A 22,290-nucleotide genomic window follows, 5' to 3' on the forward strand; every position below is an offset into this window, starting at 1 on the left:
GAGGCCCGAAACGACAGGGTCCGAGTCCAGCCAAGACCTAGGCAAGACGGGAAGCGGTCGCTAAAATAAGGGGCGACAGACCCTGCCGCCAGGCCTCCCACCCACCGAGCGTGAACGCCCCTTTCGGAGATCGAAGATGCTCGATCGGCCCTTCCGGATCCGACTCGGACGACTGATCCTCGGCCTCCCCTTGGCGCTGACCGCCGCGGTCGCCCTGGGCGAGGACGGCGACGAGTTGCCCCCGGCCGCGACTCGCACGGTCGACTTCGCGAAGGACATTCGCCCGATCTTCGCGAAGAATTGCGTCCGATGCCACGGGGCCGAGAAGCAGAAGGGGGGCCTGAGCCTGCACTCGAAGGCGAAGGCATTTGCCGGCGGGGACGACGGACCCGCCTTCGAGGCGGGGAAGAGCGCGGAGAGCCGGTTGATCCGGTTCGTGGCGGGAGTGGACGACGACGGGATGATGCCCCCCGAAGGGTCGGGCGACGCCCTGTCGCCCGAGCAGGTCGGGCTCCTGCGGGCCTGGATCGACCAAGGGGCTGCGTGGTCCGACGACTCGAACGCCCCCACGACGGTGAAGAGCAACCACTGGTCGTTCCTCGCCCCGGAGCGTCCGAACTTCCCCCAGGTCAAACATGCCGATTGGTCGAAGAACGCGATCGACCGATTTATCGTCGCGAGGCTGGAGAAGGAAGGCCTCAGCCCCTCGCCCGAAGCCGACCGGACGACCCTGATCCGACGACTCAGCCTCGACCTGGTCGGGCTTCCCCCGACCCCTGCCGAAGTCGACGCGTTCCTCGCCGACTCTCGACCCGACGCGTATGAGCGATTGGTGGATCGGCTGCTCGCCTCGCCCCACTTCGGGGAGCGCTGGGGACGACGATGGCTCGACCGGGCCCGGTATGCCGACACCAACGGGTACGAAAAGGACCGCGAACGCTCGATCTGGCCCTATCGCGACTGGGTCATCAACGCGATCAACGCCGACAAGCCCTTCGACCAATTCACGATCGAGCAGATCGCGGGCGACCTCCTGCCCGGCGCCTCGCTCTCGACGAACATCGCCACCGGCTTCCACCGGAACACGATGACGAACGAAGAAGGTGGCATCGACATCGAGGAATTCCGGTTCGCCTCCCTCGTCGACCGGGTCGCGACCACCGGGACCGTCTGGCTCGGCCTGACTGTCCAGTGTGCCCAGTGCCATACCCACAAGTTCGACCCGATCACTCAGCGCGAGTATTACCAGTTCCTCGCCTTCTTCAATAACGCCGACGAGCCCGAGATCGACGTCCCCTCCCCCGAGATCGCCGCCCAACGTGCGGAGGCCGACGCGAAGCTCGCGGCGAAGGTGGCCGACCTCAAAAATCAGTTCCCGGCCGAGGACGAGTCGGCCGGTTGGGAGACGCTCAAACCGTTGTCGGTCGAGTCGGCCAGCGGTGCGGCGTTGCAGGTCCGCGACGATGGCTCGGTCCTCGCCTCGGGCATGCTCCCCGAGTCCGACGTCTACCGGGTCGTCATCGAGACCGACCTGCCCGACATCCGTGCCCTCCGCATCGAGGCCCTGACCGACCCGTCCCTGCCCTCGACAGGCCCCGGTCGGACCCCGCACGGCAACTTCGTCCTCACCGAGTTCAACGCGACCGCCTCCCCTGCCGACAATGCCTCGGAGACAAAGCCTCTGACGCTCGGGACGCCCACGGCGGACTTCTCCCAACAGGGCTTCGAAGTCGGTGCGGCGAAAGACGGCCGGCGCCGGACGGGCTGGGCGATCGACGACCTCTCGGGACACATGAACAAGGCACGGACCGCCACCTTCCCCGTCCTGGATTGGACCCGAGTCGGCGGGAAGACGCGGCTGACCCTGACTCTCGAACAGACGTACGGCGGACAGCACGTCCTCGGTCGGTTCCGGATCTCCGCGAAGCGTCCCGTCCCCTGGGAGGCCGGCCCGAACGCGACGGTCGAGGAACGACGCCAGAAACACTTCGATGCCAAGTTCGCCGCGTGGAAACACGCACAAGCCCCGGTCGCCTGGACGACGCTCCGGCCCGAGAAGGTGACCTCCAAGAAGTTCGCGACGCTGACCGTGCAGGACGACCTGTCGGTGCTCGCCACCGGGGACAAGCCGAACAACGACGTCTATGAACTCGACCTCGAGACCGACCTCAAGGGGATCAGTGCCCTTCGGCTCGAAGTCCTCCCCGACCCGAGCATGCCGGACGGAGGGCCTGGCCGGGCCCCGTTGTTCTCGGTGGGCGACTTCATCCTCACCGAGGTCGACCTCTCGGCCCAGCCGATCGGCGAGAAGGGTGAGGCTCGTCGGGTTGCCCTCAAGGACGCGTCGGAAGACTACGCGGAGCCGAATCACCCCGCCGCACTCTCGATCGACGGGCAGCACGACACCGGCTGGTCGATCCGCGGTCGAACCGGGCAGCCGCACGCCGCCGTATTCAACCTCGCGGAGCCGGTCGGCGACGGCCGAAAGACCCGGCTCCATCTCACCCTCTTCCAGGAGGGGATCCACCAGATGACGATCGGCCGGTTCCGGATCTCGGCGACGACCGAGCCGAGACCCGTCCGAGCCTCGGGGCTCCCCGCCGACGTCGAAGCCCTCTTCCTCAAGCCCGACGGCCAAAAGACAGCCGCGGAGGAGGCGAGGATCCAGCAGCATTACCTGGCCGTCGCGCCCGAGCTCAGCAAGCCCAACTCCGAGATCGAGACGCTCCGGAAGGCGTTGCCCAAGCACCCGACGACCCTGGCGATCCGCGAACGGACCCCCGATCTGGCACGCACGACGCAGATCCGCAAGCGGGGCGAATTCTTGAGTCCGACCATCGCGGTTCGGGCCGACGTCCCGGCCGTCTTGCCCCCCCTCCCTTCGACGGGCCCGAAGAACCGGCTCGCCCTGGCGAATTGGCTGGTCTCCGAACAGAACCCGTTGGTGGGCCGGGTCGCCATGAACCAGGTCTGGCAAGCCTACTTCGGCCGGGGGCTGGTCGCGACCGTCGAGGACTTCGGCACCAGGGGCGAGCGCCCAACACACCCCGAGCTGCTCGACTGGCTCGCGACCGAGCTCCCTCGGCAAGGGTGGAGCATGAAGGCGTTGCATCGCCTGATCGTCACCAGCGCGACCTACCGCCAGAGCTCGACGGTCTCTCCCGACCTGCTCGCCCGAGACCCGAAGAACGAGCTCCTCGCTCGCGGCCCTCGGTTTCGGGTCGAGGCCGAAGTCGTGCGCGACATCGCCCTCGCGGCGAGCGGGCTCTTGAGCTCGAAGATCGGCGGCCCGAGTGTTTTCCCGCCGCAGCCTGACGGGATCACTTCGCTGGCTTACGGCCAGACGCCCTGGACCGCCAGCACCGGCGCGGACCGCTATCGCAGGGGAGTCTACACCTACCTCAAGCGCACGGCCCCATTCGCCGCCTTCGCGACGCTCGACGCGCCGATGTCCGAGACGACCTGCGTGCGTCGCGAGCGGTCGAACACGCCGCTCCAGGCGTTGACGCTCCTGAATGACCCGGTCTTCGTCGAGGCGTCTCGGGCCCTGGCCCGTCGGGCCCTGGACGAAGCCCCGGCCAACGCCGAAGGGCGGGCCCGGCTCGCGTTCCGACTCGCCCTGACCCGTGAGCCCGGCCCCGAGGAGCTGGCCGGCCTGACCCGCTTCCAGCAACGACAGTTGGACCGGTTCCGTTCGGGAGGGGCCAGCGCCGGGCAGGTCGCCGGGATGACCGAGGCCGAAGGGAAGAAGGCGGGCGTCGACCTCCCCGAGCTGGCCGCCTGGACGTCGGTGGCGCGGGCCCTGTTGAACCTCGACGAGACGATTACCAAGGAGTGACCGATGAGCGACCGCGATCGTGCCCGGCTCCTCGAACGAGGACTCGCCGAGCTCCAGGCCACCACGCGTCGTCACTTCTTTCGCGAATGCGGCGTCGGAGTCGGCAAGATTGCCCTGGCGTCGTTGCTGCTCGAGTCGGGACTGAGGGCGGCCCCTGCCCCGCTCATTCCTGCCGACCCGATGACCCCGAGGTCACCCCACTTCGCCCCCAAGGCGAAGCACGTGATCTACCTCTTCATGGCCGGAGCCCCGAGCCAGCTCGACCTGTTCGACAACAAGGCGAGCCTGCGGAAGTTCGACGGCCAACCCGTCCCGGCCGAGGTCGTCAAGGATCAGCGATATGCGTTCATCCGACCCGACGCCAGCCTGATGGCCTCGCGGTTCGCGTTCGCCCGGCACGGCCAGTCGGGCGCCGAGGTCTCGGAGATGCTCCCGCACCTGGCGGGCGTGGTCGACGACATCGCGATCATCAAGTCGATGCACACCGACCAGTTCAACCATGCCCCTGCTCAAATCTTCATGAACACCGGCTCGTCCCTCCCCGGACGGCCGTGCATGGGCTCGTGGGTGACCTACGGCCTCGGGAGCGAGGCGACGGACCTCCCGGGCTTCGTCGTGCTTTCCTCGGCCGGAGGGACGAGCGGCGGGGTCGCCAACTGGAGCAGCGGCTTCCTGCCGACGGCCTATCAGGGGGTCCCGTTCCGGTCCAAGGGGGACCCGATCCTGAACGTGACCAACCCCGAAGGCATCGACGCCCGCCTCCAGCGCGACTCGCTCGACCTGATCCGCGACATGAACGAGCGGAGGTTGCACGACGTCGGCGACCCCGAGATCGCCACCCGGATCGCCTCGTACGAGCTGGCCTACCGGATGCAGTCGAGTGCGCCGGAACTGATGGACCTATCCGACGAGAGCGACGAGACGCTCGAGCTCTACGGGGCCAAGCGAGGCAAGCCGTCGTTCGCCAACAACTGCTTGCTCGCCCGACGCCTGGTCGAGCGTGGCGTGCGGTTCATCAACCTCTACCACGAAGGCTGGGACCACCACTCCGACGTCGCCGGCGGCCTGAAGACGCAGTGCGGCCTCACCGACCGGGCCGCCTCGGGGCTCGTCAAGGATCTCAAACGCCGAGGGTTGCTCGACGACACCCTCGTCGTCTGGGGAGGCGAGTTCGGTCGGACACCGATGGTCGAATCGAACGCCGCGCTCGGGCGGAGCCTCGGCCGCGACCATCATCCCCAGGCCTTCTCCATGTGGCTCGCCGGAGGTGGGATCAAACCCGGGATCACCCTGGGTGCGACCGACGACCTCGGCTTCCACGTCACGGAAGGGGCCGTGCACGTCCACGACCTCCAGGCGACGATCCTCCACCTATTGGGGATCGACCACACCCGGCTGACCTTCAAGTCCCAAGGGCGCGACTTCCGCCTCACCGACGTCTCCGGCGAGGTCGTCCAGTCGATCCTAGCGTGATCGGATGCGGGGCAGGAGTGCCCCGCCTACCGGCCGAAGGTAGGCGGGGCACACCTGCCCCCCGAATTTGGAAACCGAAACGGTCACCGGTCGACCGCAAGCCCTTCGTGTGGTCGGTCCCTGGGCTCACGACCCCTGGGGCAGGGAAGCGTTGGAAGCCCCCTGTCTCGAGGCCCGATTCCTCCAGGACACTGGACCCCTCAGGACACTGCTTTGCGCCGAGAGCGGCGTGGGGAGATCGTGAGGCCCCATCGGTCCGGGGATTTGCCCTTCCCACTGGTGGGCCCGGATCTGGACGAGAATCGCGTCGGCCAGCGCCATCGCCCGGAGGGCGTCGTCGCCGGTGACCTTGGGCCGATTGCCGGTGCGCACCGCGCGGACGAAATCCTCGAGCTCGAGGGCCAAGGGTTCGCGCCCCTCGGCCTGGACCTGGTCCACCCGAAGGATCTTGCCGAACAGGTGGGCTTTGACCTCGGCCGGCTGCGAGAGGTCGACCTCACCGAGCCCGAGGTCTCCCCGACGAAGTTGGTCGGACGGGCGGATGATCGTGCCTTGCTTCGAGGCGAAGTCGAGCGTCACGTAGCCTTCGGGCCCCCAGAGCCGCATCTTCCGAGTGGGCTGGTAGCTCGCCCGGCTGGCGGTCAGGTTCACGACGCAGCCGGTCTCGAACTCGACTCGGGCGTTCGCCACGTCTTCGTGGCCGCCGAAGACGCTCACCCCGACGGCGGAGACCGAGCGGACCGGCGCAGGGTTCCACGAGAGGACGAGGTCGATGTCGTGGATCATCAGGTCGAGCACGACCCCGATGTCCGTCGATCGGAACGTGTAGGTCGAAAGCCGTTCGCCGGCGATGTACTTCGGCTGGAGCGGCAACCCCTCGATCGCGTTGAGCGCGGGGTTGAACCGCTCGATGTGGCCGACCTGAAGGAGCGTCCCCTTGGCGTGGGCAAGGGCGACGAGTTCCTCCGCCTCGGCGAGCGACGTGGCCAGGGGCTTCTCGATCAGCGTCGGGATCCCACGCTCGAGGAACGCGCCGGCGACCTCGCGATGGAGCATCGTCGGGACGGCGACGGAGACGAGGTCGACGCGATCGAGCAGCTCTCGGTAGTCGAGGACCGCCGTCGTGCCGTTCTTCTCCGCCACGGCCCGGGCCTGCTCGGGCCTCGCGTCGGAGACGGCCACCAGCTCCACCTCGGGGATCGACGCCAGGACTCGGGCATGGTGCTGACCCAGGTGCCCGACGCCGACGACAGCCGCCCTCAAGCGTGTGCTCATGATTTCCTCCAGCGCTCTCGGGCGCGTCCGTGCTTGCCTTCCGCCTGTCCTTGGATGAAGTCGAGCAGGCCCTGGACCTCGGGGACGAGGTGGCCGTGCGACTTGAGGATCTCGGCCGCCTGGCGGGCGCTCATCTTCGCGCGATAGATCAAGCGGTGGGCCTCGTGCAGGGCGTCGATACCGACGGGGCCGATCCCGTTCCGCTTGAGGCCGACGACGTTGATGCAGCGGATCTTCGACGGGTTGCCGTCGACGAGCATGTACCGCGGTACGTCGTGGACGATCCGCGACTGGCCGCCGACGAAGCTATAGCCGCCGATCGTCGTGTAGTGGTGGACCGCCACGCCGCCGGAGAGGCTGGCGTGCGACTCGACGTGGACGTGGCCGCCGAGCATCGTGCCGTTGGCGATCGTGATCCGGTCGCCGAGCTTGCAGTCGTGGGCGACGTGCGCCCCGGCCATCAGGTAGTTGTGGCTGCCGACCCGAGTGACGCCGTCTTCCTTCTCGGTCGCGCGGTTGATCGTCACATTCTCGCGAATGATGTTATGATCACCGATCTCGACCCGGGTGGGCGTCCTCTGATACGAGACGTCCTGCGGGTCGCCGCCGATGACGGCGAACGGGCTGATGACGTTGTTCTCGCCGAGGGTCGTCACGCCGAGCAGGCAGACATGCCCGACGAGGCGAGTGCCCTGGCCGATCTTCACGTCGGGCCCGACGACGCAGTATGGTCCGATCTCGACGTCGTCCGCGAGCTCCGCTCGAGGGTCGACGCAAGCCGTGTCGGCGATGAGCGTGGCCATGGGTTAGGAATCCTCGAATCCGTGAGAGTCAGGAGCACCGTCCTTGGCGCTCGCGCCGGGCGTCGGTCGACGTCCGGGAAAACCATGTGCGAATCACGCGTGGTGCTCGGCGTCGACGATCATGAATCGGATCTTCGCCTCGGCCGCGACCTGGTCGCCGACTGTGGCGACTCCTTGGAAGTAGGCCGAGGTATTCTTGAGTCGCAGGCAGTTCACGTCAAGACGCAGTTGGTCGCCCGGGACGACCGCCCGTCGGATTTTCACGTCATCGATGCCGACGATGAGGGCTGACTTGTCCTGGGCGTCGACCACGTTGGCCATGAGCACGCCCGACGCCTGGGCGATCGCCTCGAGGATCAGGACGCCCGGCATGATCGGCCGACCCGGCCAGTGCCCCTGGAAGAACGGCTCGTTGCAACTGACGTTCTTGAGGGCCACCACCCGCTGGAACGGCTCGTGCTCGAGGACGCGGTCGATGAGCAGGAACGGGTAGCGATGGGGCAAGATCTTCATGATCGCGACGATGTCGAGCGGGCCGGGGGCGGCCGACTTCTCCGACGCGACCCTCTCGATGAGCTTGCGGACGAGCTCGGCGTTGAGTTGGTGCCCCGATCGATGCGCGACGACATGCCCGACCAGGTCCCTGGCCAGCAGCGAGAGGTCGCCGACCATGTCGAGGATCTTGTGGCGGACGCACTCGTCGGGATAGCGGAGCTCGTTCCCGATCACCCCCTCGGGCCCGAAGATCAGGAGGTCCGACTCCGTCGTCCGCGACCCAATGCCGGCCGCACGCAGGGCCTTGGCCTCGGTCTCGAGCAGGAAGGTCCGGCTCGAGGCGAGCTCGGAGCGAAACGACTCCGGGCTCACGTCGACAAACAGGCTCTGGGCCCCGATGGGCGTCTGCCGCCCGTAGTCGAGGTGATAGGAGAGGACGAGCCCATCGCCCGGGTGGGCGGTGAGGACCGCTTGCCCTTCACGCACGGTGACGGGCCGGTCGATGACGAAGATCTCCCTCTCGCGGTCCTGCTCGACGACCCCCGCTCCGTTGAGGGCCTCGACGAAGGCCTGGCTCGAGCCGTCGCAACCGGGCGTCTCGACGGAGTCGATCTCGACCACGCAGTTGTCGATCCTCAAGCCGGCGAGCGCGGCGAGGACGTGCTCGACCATCTCGACGGTGGCCTCGCCCTGCTGGAGCGTCGTGCGCCGCTGTCGAGGGATGACGTGGCGAATGTGGGCGGGGACCGAAGGCTGACCGGGCAGGTCAGCTCGGACGAAGACCACTCCCGTGTCGGCGTCCGCCGGCCGGAACCGCACGGAGACGTCGGTGCCCTGAATGAACCCAACGCCGCGAACCCCCGACTCCCGTGCGATCGTGCGCTGTCGGCGCCTTGCCGTGACCATTGCCGTGACGGCCTCCCTCTTCCCTGAGGTTCATTTCGATGACGCGGTGCCCAACGAGGCCGGGGGACGTCTCACCCGGATACCTCCGAGGAACCTCGCTCGAATCGCTTCGCGATCCAAAGAATCAGGCCAAGCGGGGCTTCATCGCCCGGCCAAAGCCCAAGGACTCGACCCACTCGAGAACCGCGCCCCGGGCAACCACTCTTCAGGTCACCCGGGATCGTGATCCGAGTTCCTCAGTTCCCTCTGGGGCTCGTGGGGGCCGCCGCCGCCGAGCCGGGCTTGGGAGCGACGCCACCGGCGGCCTTATAGACCCGGTTGAGGTGGCCGACGACCAGGGTCGTGATGTCATTGGCGGGGTCGTAGAAGACCACCGACCGCTCGACGGCCATCAGGGCCGAGCGCGGATCCGACGACGTGATCGGCTCGTTGGAAACCCGGAGAACATAGGTCATCTTCTTCGACCGGGCGACGGCGTTGACCATGTTCTGGATCTCTTTGTAGACGGTCGCCATCATCTCGGCTTCTTTGATCGTGAAGTCGCGCTGGGCGTTCTCACGATCCGCTTCTCCTTTCGCCTTCAGCTCCGTGATCTTGTTCTCACCCTTCTTGAAGTCGATGCTGCCCGGGGTCAGCTTGGCGAGCATCTCCGACTCTTTCTGCATCTGCTGCATCAGGCCCATCATCTCGGCTTCCTTGGCCTTGACCGCAGCCCGGAACTCTTCGCTGAGAACCTTGACCTTATCGTAGCCCTTGAAGACGGCGCTCATGTCGATGGTGCCGATGACCGGCGCCGAGGGGACCGCCGAGGGCGTGGCGGGTGCGGCGGCCATCCGATTCGTCTGGCGAACGGCCGTGTCGGCCTGCTGGCCGAACGAAGGGGAGGCCAGCATCCCGAATCCTGCAAGACCGAGCCCGAGCGTGACAATCGCGCGAGAGGAGACGACCATCGGTACTACTCCATTTTCCGGCCGCCAAGACGGCCCTGAGATCGTCGGAAATGCCGCGCCAACGCGCAGGGAGCGTCCGCGCAACCGCCTCGCCGTATCCTACAGCAAGGCACGGAACACCTCGGAGTCGTCCCCCGCCTGGGGAGGTAGGGCCGAAATCGAGCGTCATCCCCGGACAAAGCAGGAATAACGATGTCGTGACGAGAGGGTGTCCGGCGTCGGGCGGCATTCTGCGCCGAACCCACATAACGGTCAAGCCGAACTCAAGACTTGCCTCATCCTCTCATTCTCAATTCGAGACGATAGTTTCGCTCTGAGACAAAACCGCTCGAGAACTCACGATCGTTGGAGCTCGAGAACCTGAGTTTCGCCGAGTGCACGAGACACAAGAAGCCTCAGCCCATTTATCGCAATCCAACCAAACACCCCATTCAGCTTGATCCAAGAAGTTATGCAGAAGGTCCCGTTCAGGAGAACAAGCGAGAAACTGGTCGGCGAACGATCCTCAGCTCGGCAGTCGACGCATCTCAGGCCAGATTATCAACCACCACGACCCCCTTCACCACAATCCTTTAGAGAACACCACTTTAAGAGAATCGACAGCGGCTCCCTATCGAGATTTCGCCCCGGCAAACTTATCGACGCGGCGACGAATCGGGATTTTTTTTCGGAGGCGCGGCTCATTCGGGCGCGGTACGTCGTCTAGTTTATAAGGATGGAGTGATCTGCGAGTGTCCTTGGATCCAAGGTCGCCCCGAGTTGCTTCAGTCCAGGCAGAGAGGCATAAATAATGGGCACTGCTTACGAGTTGCCGACCCAACGAACGTCGAACCAACTCGCCCCAAACCGGGGCGACATCTGGGTTCGCGGAAGGTCCGGCGCACGGAGCGGCCCCAATAATTAAGTCAGGGATAAACGTCGAACTGGCCTCCTGTGCTCCGGTGTACCAGACCGGGGCGCAGACGGCCAGTTCGAGAGAAATCGGTGGCTGAGAGAAAGTCAGACAGGACAACTGGCGGAACAGACCTTCGACGGACTCGGGTCGGTGAAGCGACCGAGTTCCACAAACGCGAGGGCTGTCGTAAGGGCGAGATGACGTCCGAGGGGTGCTCGATTATTCTCCCGAGTAGTTGAGCACGAAGTCATGGAAGCGGACCTTTCGCGGCATCTCGCCGGTCGCGGAGAAGAGGCTGACGAGCAGTTCTCCGAAGTGGTCGGTCCGGACGCTGTAGAAGTTGTGCTTCCCTTCACGACGCGACTCGATCAGGCCCGACACCCGCAGAAGGGCGAGGTGGTGGCTGACGGCCGGCTGGCTCTGCCCGAGGCGGTTGCAGAGGTCGGTGACGTGCAACTCGTTGTTCTGGGCGAGGTAGAACAGGATGCGGAGGCGGGTCTCGTCGCTCAGGAGCTTGAAGACCTGGGCGAGCTCGCGAACGGCCTGCTCGGAGACCTCGGGGACGACGTCGGCGGCTGGCGCGCTCGACTCACCGGCACGCTTGGCGGTTTTTTTCGACATGCTGTTCTTCACCTATTGCTAGAACTAAAAACATCCGAGATCGCGTGAACACCCTCCTTGGCACGGCTCGGCATCGGTCTCGGTAAGGATGCGAACCTAACTTGCTGCTGCGGAGGCGACCTCGCGTCTTCAAGAGGTCACCCTTGCGGACGACCCCTGGGTCGGCGAAGCAGTGGGGAGGGAATAGGACAACAAGGCGTCCATCGTCTTGGCCGACCCGTCTCGGCCTCTCGCCGCAACTCGACGAGAGGGGAGAAAACCGCGAGATCGTCGTCCTTCCGATCATACGTCAGCACATAACATGCCACAAGATCGACCTTGATACCATCAAAATCTCGGTCGGATCTTCATCATCCTGCGGACAACAATCCATAACGGGTGAGCGTGCGACGCAAGACTTCCGTCGAACGCTCATCGAGCGGGGTGAGGGGCAGGCGGAACTCGCCGTTCCCGCGGCCCAGCAAGGACATCGCCGACTTGAGGGGGATCGGGTTAGCCGCGATGGAGAGGAGGTCGCGGCAAAGCGGGAAGAGCTTGAGATGGAGCCGACGTGCCTCGGCGAGGTCGCCTCGCTCGAAGGCGTTGACCAGCTCGATCATGTCGCGAGGGACCAGGTTCGCCACGACCGAGATGACCCCCTCGGCGCCAACGGCGAGCATCGGCAGCGTGAGGCTGTCGTCGCCCGATAGGATGGTCAGGTTGGTCCGGGCCACCAGGTCGCTCACCTGGTCGAGCGACCCACTCGCCTCCTTCACCGCCACGATCGGGCCCGACTTCGCCAGCCGCTCGACCGTCTCGGGATCGACGTTCCGTCCGGTACGTCCGGGGACGTTGTAGAGGACGAGCGGAAGATCCACGCTCTCGGCAATCCGGGCGTAATGGGCATACAGCCCTTCTTGCGTCGGCCGATTGTAGTAAGGCGAGACGAGCAAGGCGCCATCGGCGCCCGCCTTGGCGGCGAACTTCGTCAATCGCACCGCCTCGGCGGTCGCGTTCGATCCGGTGCCGGGGAGGACCTTGGCACGGCCGGCGGCGCGTTCCACGACCGCCGCGATCACCTTCTCGTGCTCGTCGTGGGACAACGTCGGCGACTCGCCGGTCGTCCCCACCGGGCTGATGACGGGAGTTCCCTGGGCGATCTGCCAATCCACCGCGTCTTTCAACGCCTGGTAATCGACGTCTCCATCCCGAAACGGCGTGACCAGCGCCACAGTACAGCCAGCAAAGATGCGTCCCTTGGTGGAGGGCATTCCGAACTCCGGGAATCCTGATGATCACGGCGCCTCACGGAAGTCATAACTTGGAATTCTATGTCCGGCGCGCGTGAGAGGGAAGACCATATCTCCAAAGAACCTCGATCAATCCAACTGGCTCATGATCGCTCGATACATTCTTTCATTTCTCGAACAGCTCGTTCCAATCCGACGAAGACCGCGCGAGCGACCAGGCTGTGACCGATATTGAGCTCGGCCATGCCGGCGAGCCGGGCCACCGGGCCGACGTTCTGGAGGTTGAGGCCGTGGCCGGCGTGCAGGGCGAGCCCGAGTTCGACCGTAGTTCGCCCCGCCTCCTCCAGCGCCGCGAGCTCCCGTCGGCGATCCGCGTCCGACGTCGCGTCGGCATACCGGCCGGTGTGCAGTTCGACGGCGCGGACGCCGAGCACCGCGGAGGCCTCGACCTGCGCCCGATCCGGGTCGATGAAGAGGCTGACTTCCAGGCCGGCATCGTGGCAACGAGCGACGGCTTCCGCGACGCGGGCCCGCTGCCCGATGACGTCGAGCCCGCCCTCGGTCGTCACTTCTTCCCGGCGCTCCGGCACGAAGGTCACCTGGTCCGGCCTCGTCTTCAGCGTAATCGCCACGATCTCCGGTTCGACTGCGGCCTCGAGATTCAGGCGCACCTTCACCGTCTCGCGCAAAAGCCTGAGGTCACGGTCCTGAATGTGACGCCGGTCCTCGCGGAGATGGACGGTAATCCCGTCGGCGCCCCCGAGCTCGGCCGCGACGGCCGCCCAGACCGGGTCGGGTTCGTTCCCTCCCCTCGCCTGGCGAATGGTCGCGACGTGATCGATGTTAACTCCCAGCCTTGGCATGCTTGCGCCTTTCCTCTCAAATCATAGCGTGTCCGGCTAGCCTTCAAGGGCGCGTCGGCTCGTCTTATCAGCCATTTCGGCAGCCTTCCGGGTCGCCCTGGCTCGATCAAAGAATGAGCGGGATGCCCCCAAAAGGTTCACCGGCCGTTCACCGGCCTCAAGGGCGACTTCGCCAGGATGAAGGTCCGCTCTCCGCCGACGGTGAAGGCGACGCGCCCTTTGCGATTCGGACCGGCCCCCTCGATCGCGACGATCCGGCCGATTCCGTACTGGGGGTGCAGGACCGAGATCCCCGGCTGGAACGCGTTCAGGTTCGCGCCCGTGGCCGCCGACCCCGACGCCGGCGCGCCGGCTAGCTCCGCAGCCGTCGTGATCCGGAACTCGCGCGGGGCGGACGGGCGAGGCTCGTTGCGAGGCTCAGGCCGTCGCCAGCTCGCCAACGCCATGGTCGTGCCCGCCTCCGAGAGGTCGCGGACGTCCATCGGGTCCTCGGGAAGCTCGCCGAGGAAGCACGACGGGATCGTCGCCAGGCGCTGGCCGCGGAATTCGCGGATCCGGCAATGGCTCAAGTACAGCTCTCGCTCGGCCCGGGTAATCCCCACGAAGAGGAGCCGGCGCTCCTCTTCCAGTTCCTTGACGTCGTCGTTGGCCCTCGAGTGCGGCAGGATCCCCTGCTCTAACCCGACGATGAACGCGACCGGGAACTCGAGCCCCTTGGCGGCATGCAAGGTCATCAGCGTGACCGCGCCCTCCTCGTCTTTCCAGCGGTCGACCGCGGAGGCGAGGCTGATCTCCTCCATGAAGTCGATCACCGAGGCCCCCGGATGCTCCCGGTCGAATTCGCGGGCCGCCGAGATGAGCTCGTCGATGTTGGCGAGCCTTTCCTCACCCCCCCCTTTGGAGTCCTCGGCGAGGTGGTCGCGGTAGCCCGTCAGGACGAGGATCTTGCGAGACACTTCTTCGGCCGAGTGGTCGCGCAAGGCGGTCAGTTCGTCCATCAGGAGGCCGAAGTCCCTGAGGTTTCGTGCCGCCTTGTCTTTCAGGCCGGGGACGGCCGAGCCCTGCCGGGCCATCGCCAAGAGGGGCAAACCCAGGGCCCTAGCACGCTCGGCCAGATGATCAAGCGTCGTCTTCCCCACCCCTCGAGGGGGGACGTTCACGACCCTCAAGAAGGCGATGTCATCCTTCGGGTTCGCCAGCAGTTTCAGGTAGGCGAGGACGTCCTTGATTTCCTGGCGTTCGTAGAACGACAGGCCGCCGACGACCTGGTACGGGACCCTGGCCGAGCGGAACGCCAACTCGAAGTTGCGGGTGAGGGCCGTCACCCGGCAGAAGACGGCGATGTCGCGATAAGCGTAGGCGCCCTCGCGCACGAGCTCGTCGATCTTCGAGGCGACGCTGCGAGCCTCGTCGGTCTCGTTCCCGAAAATGGTGAGCGAGACCGGATCGCCTTGCGGATTCTCGGTCGTAAGCCCTTTGGCTTTTCGCCTGGTGTTGAAGCGGATGAGGTGGTCGGCAACCGCCAGGATGTTCTTCGTGCTGCGATAGTTCTGCTCGAGCTTGACGACGCGGCAGCCGGGGAAATCCTGCTCGAACTCGAGGATGTTGCTGAGGTTCGCCCCGCGCCAGCCGTAGATCGACTGGTCCGGATCCCCGGTGACGCAGAGGTTGGGATGGTCAGTCGAAAGGGCTCGGACGATCGCGTACTGGGCGAGGTTCGTGTCCTGGTACTCGTCGACCAGGATGTAGCGGAACCGCGCGTCGAGCTTGGCCCGGACGTCGGGATGCCCCTTGAGGATCGACACGAGGTGGACGAGCAGGTCATCGAAATCCACCGCCGAGGACTCTCGGAGCCGCTCCTGATAGCCGCTGTAAACCTTGGAAACGATCGTGTCGACGTGGTCCCTGGCCCTCCTGGCGAGGATCTCGGGGGTCACCAGGTCGTTCTTGGCTCGGCTGATCGCGGCGTCGATCCGCTCGGGGGTGAGGCTCACCCCTTCGAGGTCGAAGCGTTCCATGACCTGCTTGACGGCACGGACGCGGTCGGACTGATCATAGATCGTATAACCGCGGTCGATGCCGACAAGCGGGGCGTAACTTCGCAGGAGCCGAGCACAGAGGCTGTGGAACGTGCCGACCCACGTGCCCGACTTCGGGGCAAGTGCCTCGATGCGCTCGCGCATCTCGCCGGCGGCCTTGTTCGTGAAGGTCAGCGCCAGGATGTTCTCCCCGGCGATCCCCTGTTGGAGCATGTAGGCGACGCGCCGGGTGATCACGCGCGTCTTCCCGGACCCGGCGCCTGCCAGGACGAGGAGCGGTCCGTCCACGTGGGTGGCGGCGTCGCGCTGCACCTGGGTCAGATCGGTCAGCAAATCCATCGGCTAGCCATTCCTGGGATCGGGGCGGGAAAGGCCCGTCTCGGGGAGCCCCCGGAGGCCGAACGACCGACTCCAGAGTATAGCGCGCCGAGGCTCGGGCCGCGAGGGAACCCGGGCGAGGCCGCCTCTCGAACGCAAGTTCCCCCGGGACGATGCCTTGGCCGCAACCTCGGGAGCGATTTAGACTAGATGAAGCTGAACGGCGCGGACGCTCCTCATTCTCCGAACGGGGCCGGCATGGAAATCCTGGGGATTGGCACCGATATTATCGAGTGCCCTCGAATCGGCAAGATGATCCAGCAGCACGGGGAGCTCTTCCTGCGTCGAGTCTACACCGAGCGTGAGATCCGCTACTGCCAGGCCCGCAAGCATGCCATCGAGCACTTCGCCGGCCGTTGGGCGGCCAAGGAGGCAATCCTCAAGGCGATCGGCACGGGTTGGAGCCGAGGGGTCGCCTGGACCGACCTCGAAATCCGCAACTCCGAAGGAAGACAGCCCCAGGTCCTCGTCTGCGGCGGGGCCAAGGAAGCCGCCCGCCTCCGAGGCATCGGCGACATCCTCCTCTCCATCTCCCATTGCCGGACCTACGCCACCGCCTACGCCCTGGCCCTCGGCCTCCGCGACTCCGCCCCCACCCCCGCGCCTGAGAAGTCGTCGGATTGAGCTTGGAACCTTTGCGCACCGTTCCGAAGCCTTCTATCCCATAACGCCGTTTAGTGGGATAGAAACCGTGCGGAGTCAAGCGACGTAATTTTGGAAGTCATGGCGAGTTCGCCTAGCTTAGAAAGTAGGTTCGGTAGTTAAAAAGGAGGATTTGGCAAGCCAGGGAAGATAGAATACAACGAGAGGAAATGGGATTTAGGAAGGTCGGCAATTCAGATGCGGGTAAAGCGATGATCACAGGGTATCCGCGAGCTTTTCTGACGAAAGCTAACTTCAGGCTGGCCTTTACCAGGATCGTCCGAAGTACGCATCTTGATTACAAAGCATTTTACCGTCATGTATTTACCAGTTACAATATAGGGCTTGAAGAAAACCTTAAGGCCCTCATTGACGAGGTGCGTCAAGGAACCTATAAACCAACGCCTCCGACAATCGTTTTTCTACCCAAGAAGACCGGGGTTTTACGGCCTTTGACCTTATTGAAATTCAAGGATCTTCTTGTATACCAGGCGACAGCTAACGTAATTGCCGATCGGATGAAAACCGTTCAAGACGAGCACGCGTATGTGAATGCCTTCGGGGCGATTTACGGAGGTCCTTCGAGCCCGTGGTTCTTCAAATCCTGGAGGACGGGCTATCGCCGATTCACTGAAGCTGTAGAGGCGTCCTATCACCGTGGGAACGTCTACGTTGCTGACTTCGATCTCGTGTCTTGCTATGAACTAATCGACCATAACCTATTATCGGCGTCGATCGAAGGGCGAGTTAAGAGTCAGGAATTTTTGGCCTTGCTCCGCAAGTGTCTTGCCTGTTGGACCACGAATTCCAGCGGACGGAACCTTCGCCACGGCTTGCCACAAGGTCCTGAAGCATCTGCCTACCTTGCGGAGTGCATTTTGTTCAAATTTGATACAGCAAAATATAACAAAGTTCAATATGTGAGGTATATCGACGACATTAAGTTGATGGCGAAGGAAGAAACGCCACTTAGGCGTGCCTTGCTCAAGCTCGATTTGCTGTCGAAGGATTTGGGGCTTGTCCCTCATGCACAGAAAATCTCTTGGAGTAAGGTTGATCGCGTCGAGGATATCACGAAGACGATCCCTAGCCAGGTCGTTGCTCAGGTCGAGACCTCGGAAAAAGGTTCCCAAGCCACTCTGTTCAAGATGTTGAGTGAGAACCTGGTGCGAACAACAACAGGTTACGAGATCAAAGACACAACGAAATTCAAGTATGCCTTAAATCGACTGAAGGGACGGATCTCCGTTCTCAGAAAGATCGCAACCATGTTAAACGTGCGTCCGGATTGTTCTTTCGTCTTTGCTGAATACTTCAAGAATTTCGCTGAAAACGAAGAGGCTGCTGATATGTTGCTGGATAGTCTAAAACGTGACCCAACTTACGACGCTGTGGCTGCAAATTATATTGAAGCAATGGATGTGTGCGAACCATTGGATCGTAAGGCTGCCTATCGAAGTGTGATCCTCTCGGCGGAAAAGCGTTCGATAGAAAAATCGATCCTCCTCAGGATAGCCGTCTTGAAGTTCCGAGGGAAGAGAGAGGGCCCAAAATATGCGGCTCGCACGCTGAGTGGCGAGAAAAATTCATTGATCAAAAATATCGTAATTAACGAATTATATGGATATGATGACAAAACGCCTTACAAGGTCAGCGATTGCGTGGGGCTATTTCAGGAAGGCGTTACCGATCAGGATGAAGATGAGGATGAAGAGTTCGCAAGATGTTGTGCATTTAATTGGATATACCATTCGTCAATTACAGGTGGGGGATTTGCAATTCCCTCTGACGCAAACCCTGCTGTCCTGAGACTCTTGGTGGGATTGGGTGTACGCAAAAGGGGAGCGAAGCGAATTAGCGTTTTAGAGGGCTTTTTCGCAAACCTGGGCATCCGTCCGAAAATTACGTGGGCCAAGGCTCTTGGCAGTGATCTGGCTGATGCGGAAGGTAGGTGTCTGCGAATTCAAGAGCTTAGGCTAACCGAGCCAACAGCGTTTGTGTTGATTTTAGATACATTTAATGAGGTGTTGGTGCAATCGTTTTCTCGACGTCATCCTGTTCTAAGCTCGGTTTATTCTGCGGCGTCGGGTAGGAACGCTAATCCCAAATATGGGTCGTGGTTGATCACCATGAAAGACATTAAAAAAATCGCAGTGCCTCTTTCTTCGGGAACAATCGCATGGCTCCTGGAAGTACATAAAAGCCGAGTATCTGGCGATCTGGCTCATGCAAAGAGTGAGACAGGGAAAAACACAAAAACAATTTCGTTTAAGCATGCTGACAAATTGTGGAGACGTGCGAGTCCTGCTTGGAGAAACCTTTTGGAAGAATGGCAAAAAGTGCTCTAAGCTTTCAGGGTTTGCTTGAATTGAAGGGGCGATTAGATTCGACGCACGTCAGACACTCGACTGCTCCGGCTCTTGCCTTGGGAGGATTTTGGAACGGGCACCGACTCCCTTCACTGCACTCCGTATAGGGATACGCCTACGGCACCGGCTGCGGCCCTTAGCTTCTCGTCCAAAGTAGCCAGGAGAAGACCTCGCCTCATCGCGAGTTCTAGATACGCGGCGTCGTAGGCAGATAGACTCTGCGACCTGCCCAGGTCGGAAATCTCCTTGAAAGCATGAAGCTTGGTTTCGTCGTCGACGGTGATCGGAAGCTCGGTCAGAAAGTGCATCCAGGCGACCGTTTCCGCCTGGGTCGAGCGTTTGCGACGCTCGCCCACCAGCAATGTGTTAGCTACTTCGAGGTGCCAGAGATCGGGCACAAAGGCGGTTTTGGACGCGAGTGCATCGAGGACCGACTGCGAATAGGTATCTTGCTCGTCGGAGAAACACCACGCGATGGCGACGGAACTGTCGACCACGATCCCTTCCGTGGGAGGTTTCGCGAGTCCTTTCTTCTTGCTCACGGCCGCCCCTCCTCGATCATTTCCTTGATCTCAAGAGCCGAAAGGGAGCCACGGGCCTGGACGTGCTTCTTGCTAAAGGCACGCAATTCCTCGATGACCGCCTTCACGTCACGCTTGGGCTGTTCCTGGGCTGGGGACAGCACGGCAATGGGCTTGCCGCGTTTGGTGATGGTGATCGTCTCTCCTTTCTCGACCCGGCTCAGAAGATGAGGCAGGTGAGTTTTGGCCTCATAGCTCCCAACGGATTTCATACGGCTTCCTCCATGTGTGATCTGGTCTATTGCTCCTAGTCTAAAGCCGGTTGACGAAAATGCCAAGCCTTTCGTAAGTTTGGACCTCGTGGACCGAGATGTCAGGCGTTTAGGGGCCGGCTCGTCGAACTTGAGGCTGTCGCAGGCATATAGTACGGGGTGACTCGGTGCCTGACAGGATTTTGCCGTCGGGACAAAGCCCCTCGGGTTTGAAGAACTCCGGAACCAGGCCGAAGCAGCGACCGGTGACGGCCGCGACCTTCTCGAGCGTTCTTTCGCCGGGTTCGCGCGTGCCCTTGCACTTGGGGAAGTTGGCGCAGCCGAGGGAGTAGCCGCGACGGCCTTCGCGGACGGTCATCGTCGAGCCGCAGGTCTCGCAGGTCTCCTCGACCTCGATCGCCTTGAGGTCATCGCGGGCGGCGGCCGACGAGGCGTTGGCCTCGCCGAGCTGTTCTTTGAGCTCGGCGGGGATCGGCTGGGTGCTCCGACACTTCGGATAGTTCAGGCAGCCGAGGAACGCCCCGCGCTTGCCGCGCTTGACGCCCATCGGGCCGCCGCACTTCTCGCACTTGACCTCAACCTTGACCGGCGTGACCGGTTTGCCCTGGTCGTCGACCGGCATGGTGTTGCGGCACTTCGGGTAGCCCGTACAGCCGAGGAAGTTCCCGCGCGAGCCTTGCCTCAGGGCCATCGGCTTGCCGCACTTCTCGCACACGTGCTCCGTCTCGACGACCGAAGGGACCTGGTTCCCCTGGGCGTCGATGTTGAACGACTCCTTGCAGGTCGGATAGCCCGAGCACGACAGGAACGGACCACGATCCACGCCCACTACGGGCCATCGACCGAACGATCCCCGTCGAGCTGCAAACCATCGTCCTGAAGATGATCCCAAGACCCCGACCGATCGTTACGCCACGGCCTGGGAGCTTGCGGACAACTCCAGCGGTTTATGGACGAGCGCCCAATCCTGGCCCGGCGGCCGACGCTCATGGACCAGGCGGGAAAGTGGGTCCGCCGGCACCGGGCCATCGTGTCGGTCGCGGTCGGCATGGTCCCGTTGACCGCAGTCGGCCTGGCAATCAGTACCGCTCGAAGCCACTCGCGCATCGCTCCAACTCAGCAACTGGCTCAACAACAAGAAGGCCTTCGACGGTCTTTGGGCGAAGACGATCGAACAGATCGTGGCGTTTCTCACCCCCGCCCAGCGGATTCGGTAGGCCGAGATGATGGGACCGCCAATCCGGGGCGAGGGCCACTTCCCCCGACGCGAACCGGAAAAGTAAACTGGAACGGCTGGCGAAAAAATATCGAGACTTCGGCGCTTCGCTTTCCCCGCAGTGGCATCTTCTCCTCATAGAGTCGTGTATTCCCGATCCCACCCCGGCAGCGCCGAGGCGGGACGGGTTGCGGCCACCTTCTTGGTCGCGTCCTCACACGTAACAGGAAGTCCCCCCCTTGCAACTCCCGTGGCCCCCCCTCGCGCTTGCTCTCATCGTCTTGTTTTTCGGGTGTTCCAAGCCGCCCGGCGGAAGTCCTCCGGGAGCTGGTGGTCCTCCCGGTGGGCCTGGAGCCCCCGTCGAAGTGGAGGTGAGTACTCCCGTTCGCGGGACGGTCACGGATGCCGAGGTCTTCACGGGCCGGACGCAACCGATCATGTCGGCCGACATTCGCTCGCGGGTCTCCGGGTATCTGGAGAAAGCGCTCTTCCGAGACGGGGAGGACGTCGTGGCCGGCTCCCCCCTGTTCCAGCTCGAGCTCAGGCCGTTTGAGTTGGCGGTGAAGCAGGCCCGAGGGACGCTCGACCAGCAGAAAGCGCAACTGAAGTACAACGAAGCGAACTACTCGCGGGTCAATCGACTTTCGAGAAACGGTGCCGTGAGCGTGGACGAGGTCCAGCAAGTGAGTTCCTCGAGGGACTCGTCCCTGGCCGCCGTCGAAACGGCCACCGCGGCGCTGGAGATGGCGCAACAGAACCTGGACTGGGCCACGGTCCGCGCCCCTTTCGCCGGCCGGATCAGCCGACGTCAGGTCGATCCGGGGAACACGGTCGCGGCCGACACGACAATCCTGGCTTCGCTCGTCCAGCTCGACCCGCTCTATGCGTACTTCGACGTGGACGAACGAACGGTCCTGAGGGTCCGCTCCCAACTGGCCCCCGGCAAATCGCCCGAGTCCAGACTCGCCCTGCCGGTGTCGCTAGGTCTGTCCGACGAGCCGGTCGAAGTCTTCTCGAGGTCCGGTTCGCTCAAGTTCACCGACAACAAGGTGGACCCGAACACGGGGACGCTCCGGGCGTGGGGGACATTCGCGAATCCCCAGCGCGACCTGCACCCCGGCCTCTTCGTCCGCGTTCGCCTCCAACTCGGGCAGCCGAGGACGGTGCTGATGCTCTCCGAGGCGGCGCTCGGCTCGGACCAGGGGCGGCGATACGTCTATGTGGTGGACGCCCAAAACAAGGCGGAGCGGGTGCCGGTCGAGGTCGGGCCGCGGTCGGACGGATTGATCGCCATCGACAAAGGGCTGAAAGGGGACGAGCGGGTGATTACTCGCGGGATACAGAACATCCGCCCGAAGGCGGCGGTCATTCCGAAGACCGTCGAAATGCCGCGAGCGAAGGCCGGTTTTTCGCCGGCCTTGGCGATGCCCGCGTCGCTTCCCGCGAAGTAGGGCTGTCCACAAGGCGATCGCCGGCGGTCCGTCCCCGATTCCGGTCCCCTCGAG

General features: G+C 63.6%; 16 protein-coding genes. 5 read left to right on the top strand and 11 right to left on the bottom strand.

What is annotated here, in order from left to right; translation table 11 throughout:
- The first annotated feature begins 136 nt into the window (after positions 1-136).
- A complete protein-coding gene (locus ACYOEI_RS10610) occupies positions 137-3,838 on the top strand; it encodes a DUF1553 domain-containing protein (protein WP_462849435.1) in 3,702 nt (1,233 codons plus the stop codon).
- 3 nt (positions 3,839-3,841) lie between these two features.
- On the top strand, positions 3,842-5,311 hold the full coding sequence (locus ACYOEI_RS10615; RefSeq protein WP_462849436.1) for a DUF1501 domain-containing protein: 1,470 nt from the start codon (positions 3,842-3,844) through the stop codon (positions 5,309-5,311).
- Positions 5,312-5,437: 126 nt separating this feature from the next.
- Here the strand turns inward: ACYOEI_RS10615 and ACYOEI_RS10620 are convergent, their stop codons facing one another.
- The 8 genes from ACYOEI_RS10620 to ACYOEI_RS10655 all read right to left on the bottom strand — a co-directional run bounded on the left by ACYOEI_RS10620 (position 5,438) and on the right by ACYOEI_RS10655 (position 15,726).
- A complete protein-coding gene (locus ACYOEI_RS10620; protein ID WP_462849437.1) occupies positions 5,438-6,586 on the bottom strand; it encodes a Gfo/Idh/MocA family protein in 1,149 nt (382 codons plus the stop codon).
- Positions 6,583-7,389 (bottom strand): acyl-ACP--UDP-N-acetylglucosamine O-acyltransferase, encoded by an 807-nt coding sequence (lpxA, locus tag ACYOEI_RS10625; protein WP_462849438.1) that lies wholly within the window; start codon positions 7,387-7,389, stop codon positions 6,583-6,585. Before lpxA ends, ACYOEI_RS10620 begins: the two co-directional genes overlap by 4 nt.
- A 93-nt stretch (positions 7,390-7,482) precedes the next feature.
- Positions 7,483-8,790: a UDP-3-O-acyl-N-acetylglucosamine deacetylase gene (gene lpxC / locus ACYOEI_RS10630; protein ID WP_462849439.1), complete on the bottom strand. Its 1,308-nt coding sequence runs from the start codon at positions 8,788-8,790 to the stop codon at positions 7,483-7,485.
- Between the two features lie 236 nt (positions 8,791-9,026).
- Positions 9,027-9,740, bottom strand: coding sequence for an OmpH/Skp family outer membrane protein (locus tag ACYOEI_RS10635; RefSeq protein ID WP_462849440.1), 714 nt, complete (start codon positions 9,738-9,740; stop codon positions 9,027-9,029).
- A 1,114-nt stretch (positions 9,741-10,854) separates the two neighbouring features.
- Positions 10,855-11,256 carry an ArsR/SmtB family transcription factor gene (locus ACYOEI_RS10640; RefSeq protein ID WP_462849441.1) on the bottom strand — a complete coding sequence of 134 codons (402 nt, stop codon included), beginning with the start codon at positions 11,254-11,256 and terminating at the stop codon, positions 10,855-10,857.
- 350 nt (positions 11,257-11,606) lie between these two features.
- Positions 11,607-12,506 (bottom strand): 4-hydroxy-tetrahydrodipicolinate synthase, encoded by a 900-nt coding sequence (gene dapA, locus ACYOEI_RS10645; protein WP_462849443.1) that lies wholly within the window; start codon positions 12,504-12,506, stop codon positions 11,607-11,609.
- A gap of 122 nt (positions 12,507-12,628) precedes the next feature.
- Complete coding sequence (locus ACYOEI_RS10650; RefSeq protein WP_462849444.1) at positions 12,629-13,348, bottom strand: pyridoxine 5'-phosphate synthase; 720 nt, start codon at positions 13,346-13,348, stop codon at positions 12,629-12,631.
- Between the two features lie 137 nt (positions 13,349-13,485).
- Positions 13,486-15,726, bottom strand: coding sequence for an ATP-dependent helicase (locus tag ACYOEI_RS10655; RefSeq protein ID WP_462849445.1), 2,241 nt, complete (start codon positions 15,724-15,726; stop codon positions 13,486-13,488).
- A 189-nt stretch (positions 15,727-15,915) separates the two neighbouring features.
- Between ACYOEI_RS10655 and acpS the strand changes: the two genes are divergently transcribed.
- Both acpS and ACYOEI_RS10665 read left to right on the top strand, forming a co-directional pair.
- A complete protein-coding gene (gene acpS / locus ACYOEI_RS10660; RefSeq protein ID WP_462849446.1) occupies positions 15,916-16,389 on the top strand; it encodes a holo-ACP synthase in 474 nt (157 codons plus the stop codon).
- A gap of 188 nt (positions 16,390-16,577) precedes the next feature.
- Positions 16,578-18,755 carry a reverse transcriptase domain-containing protein gene (locus ACYOEI_RS10665; protein WP_462849447.1) on the top strand — a complete coding sequence of 726 codons (2,178 nt, stop codon included), beginning with the start codon at positions 16,578-16,580 and terminating at the stop codon, positions 18,753-18,755.
- 110 nt (positions 18,756-18,865) lie between these two features.
- Here ACYOEI_RS10665 and ACYOEI_RS10670 read toward each other — a convergent pair whose 3' ends face one another.
- From ACYOEI_RS10670 to ACYOEI_RS10680, 3 genes are all read right to left on the bottom strand, one after another.
- Positions 18,866-19,318, bottom strand: a complete 453-nt coding sequence (locus ACYOEI_RS10670; protein ID WP_462849448.1) for a type II toxin-antitoxin system VapC family toxin — start codon at positions 19,316-19,318, stop codon at positions 18,866-18,868.
- Complete coding sequence (locus ACYOEI_RS10675; RefSeq protein ID WP_462849449.1) at positions 19,315-19,569, bottom strand: type II toxin-antitoxin system Phd/YefM family antitoxin; 255 nt, start codon at positions 19,567-19,569, stop codon at positions 19,315-19,317. Before ACYOEI_RS10675 ends, ACYOEI_RS10670 begins: the two co-directional genes overlap by 4 nt.
- 109 nt (positions 19,570-19,678) lie before the next feature.
- Positions 19,679-20,398 (bottom strand): DNA topoisomerase family protein, encoded by a 720-nt coding sequence (locus ACYOEI_RS10680; RefSeq protein WP_462849450.1) that lies wholly within the window; start codon positions 20,396-20,398, stop codon positions 19,679-19,681.
- A gap of 758 nt (positions 20,399-21,156) precedes the next feature.
- On the opposite strand from ACYOEI_RS10680, the gene ACYOEI_RS10685 reads away from it, so the two are divergent.
- Positions 21,157-22,236: an efflux RND transporter periplasmic adaptor subunit gene (locus ACYOEI_RS10685; protein ID WP_462849451.1), complete on the top strand. Its 1,080-nt coding sequence runs from the start codon at positions 21,157-21,159 to the stop codon at positions 22,234-22,236.
- The last annotated feature ends 54 nt before the right edge of the window (positions 22,237-22,290 follow it).

It is taken from the genome of Singulisphaera rosea, assembly GCF_054877945.1.

Bases quoted from the DNA above. Each gene is read 5' to 3' on its own strand.
- ACYOEI_RS10610 (WP_462849435.1), top strand. From the start codon at position 137: ATGCTCGATCGGCCCTTCCGGATCCGACTCGGACGACTGATCCTCGGC.
- ACYOEI_RS10615 (WP_462849436.1), top strand. From the start codon at position 3,842: ATGAGCGACCGCGATCGTGCCCGGCTCCTCGAACGAGGACTCGCCGAG.
- ACYOEI_RS10620 (WP_462849437.1), bottom strand. From the start codon at position 6,586: ATGAGCACACGCTTGAGGGCGGCTGTCGTCGGCGTCGGGCACCTGGGT.
- lpxA (WP_462849438.1), bottom strand. From the start codon at position 7,389: ATGGCCACGCTCATCGCCGACACGGCTTGCGTCGACCCTCGAGCGGAG.
- lpxC (WP_462849439.1), bottom strand. From the start codon at position 8,790: ATGGTCACGGCAAGGCGCCGACAGCGCACGATCGCACGGGAGTCGGGG.
- ACYOEI_RS10635 (WP_462849440.1), bottom strand. From the start codon at position 9,740: ATGGTCGTCTCCTCTCGCGCGATTGTCACGCTCGGGCTCGGTCTTGCA.
- ACYOEI_RS10640 (WP_462849441.1), bottom strand. From the start codon at position 11,256: ATGTCGAAAAAAACCGCCAAGCGTGCCGGTGAGTCGAGCGCGCCAGCC.
- dapA (WP_462849443.1), bottom strand. From the start codon at position 12,506: ATGCCCTCCACCAAGGGACGCATCTTTGCTGGCTGTACTGTGGCGCTG.
- ACYOEI_RS10650 (WP_462849444.1), bottom strand. From the start codon at position 13,348: ATGCCAAGGCTGGGAGTTAACATCGATCACGTCGCGACCATTCGCCAG.
- ACYOEI_RS10655 (WP_462849445.1), bottom strand. From the start codon at position 15,726: ATGGATTTGCTGACCGATCTGACCCAGGTGCAGCGCGACGCCGCCACC.
- acpS (WP_462849446.1), top strand. From the start codon at position 15,916: ATGAAGCTGAACGGCGCGGACGCTCCTCATTCTCCGAACGGGGCCGGC.
- ACYOEI_RS10665 (WP_462849447.1), top strand. From the start codon at position 16,578: ATGGGATTTAGGAAGGTCGGCAATTCAGATGCGGGTAAAGCGATGATC.
- ACYOEI_RS10675 (WP_462849449.1), bottom strand. From the start codon at position 19,569: ATGAAATCCGTTGGGAGCTATGAGGCCAAAACTCACCTGCCTCATCTT.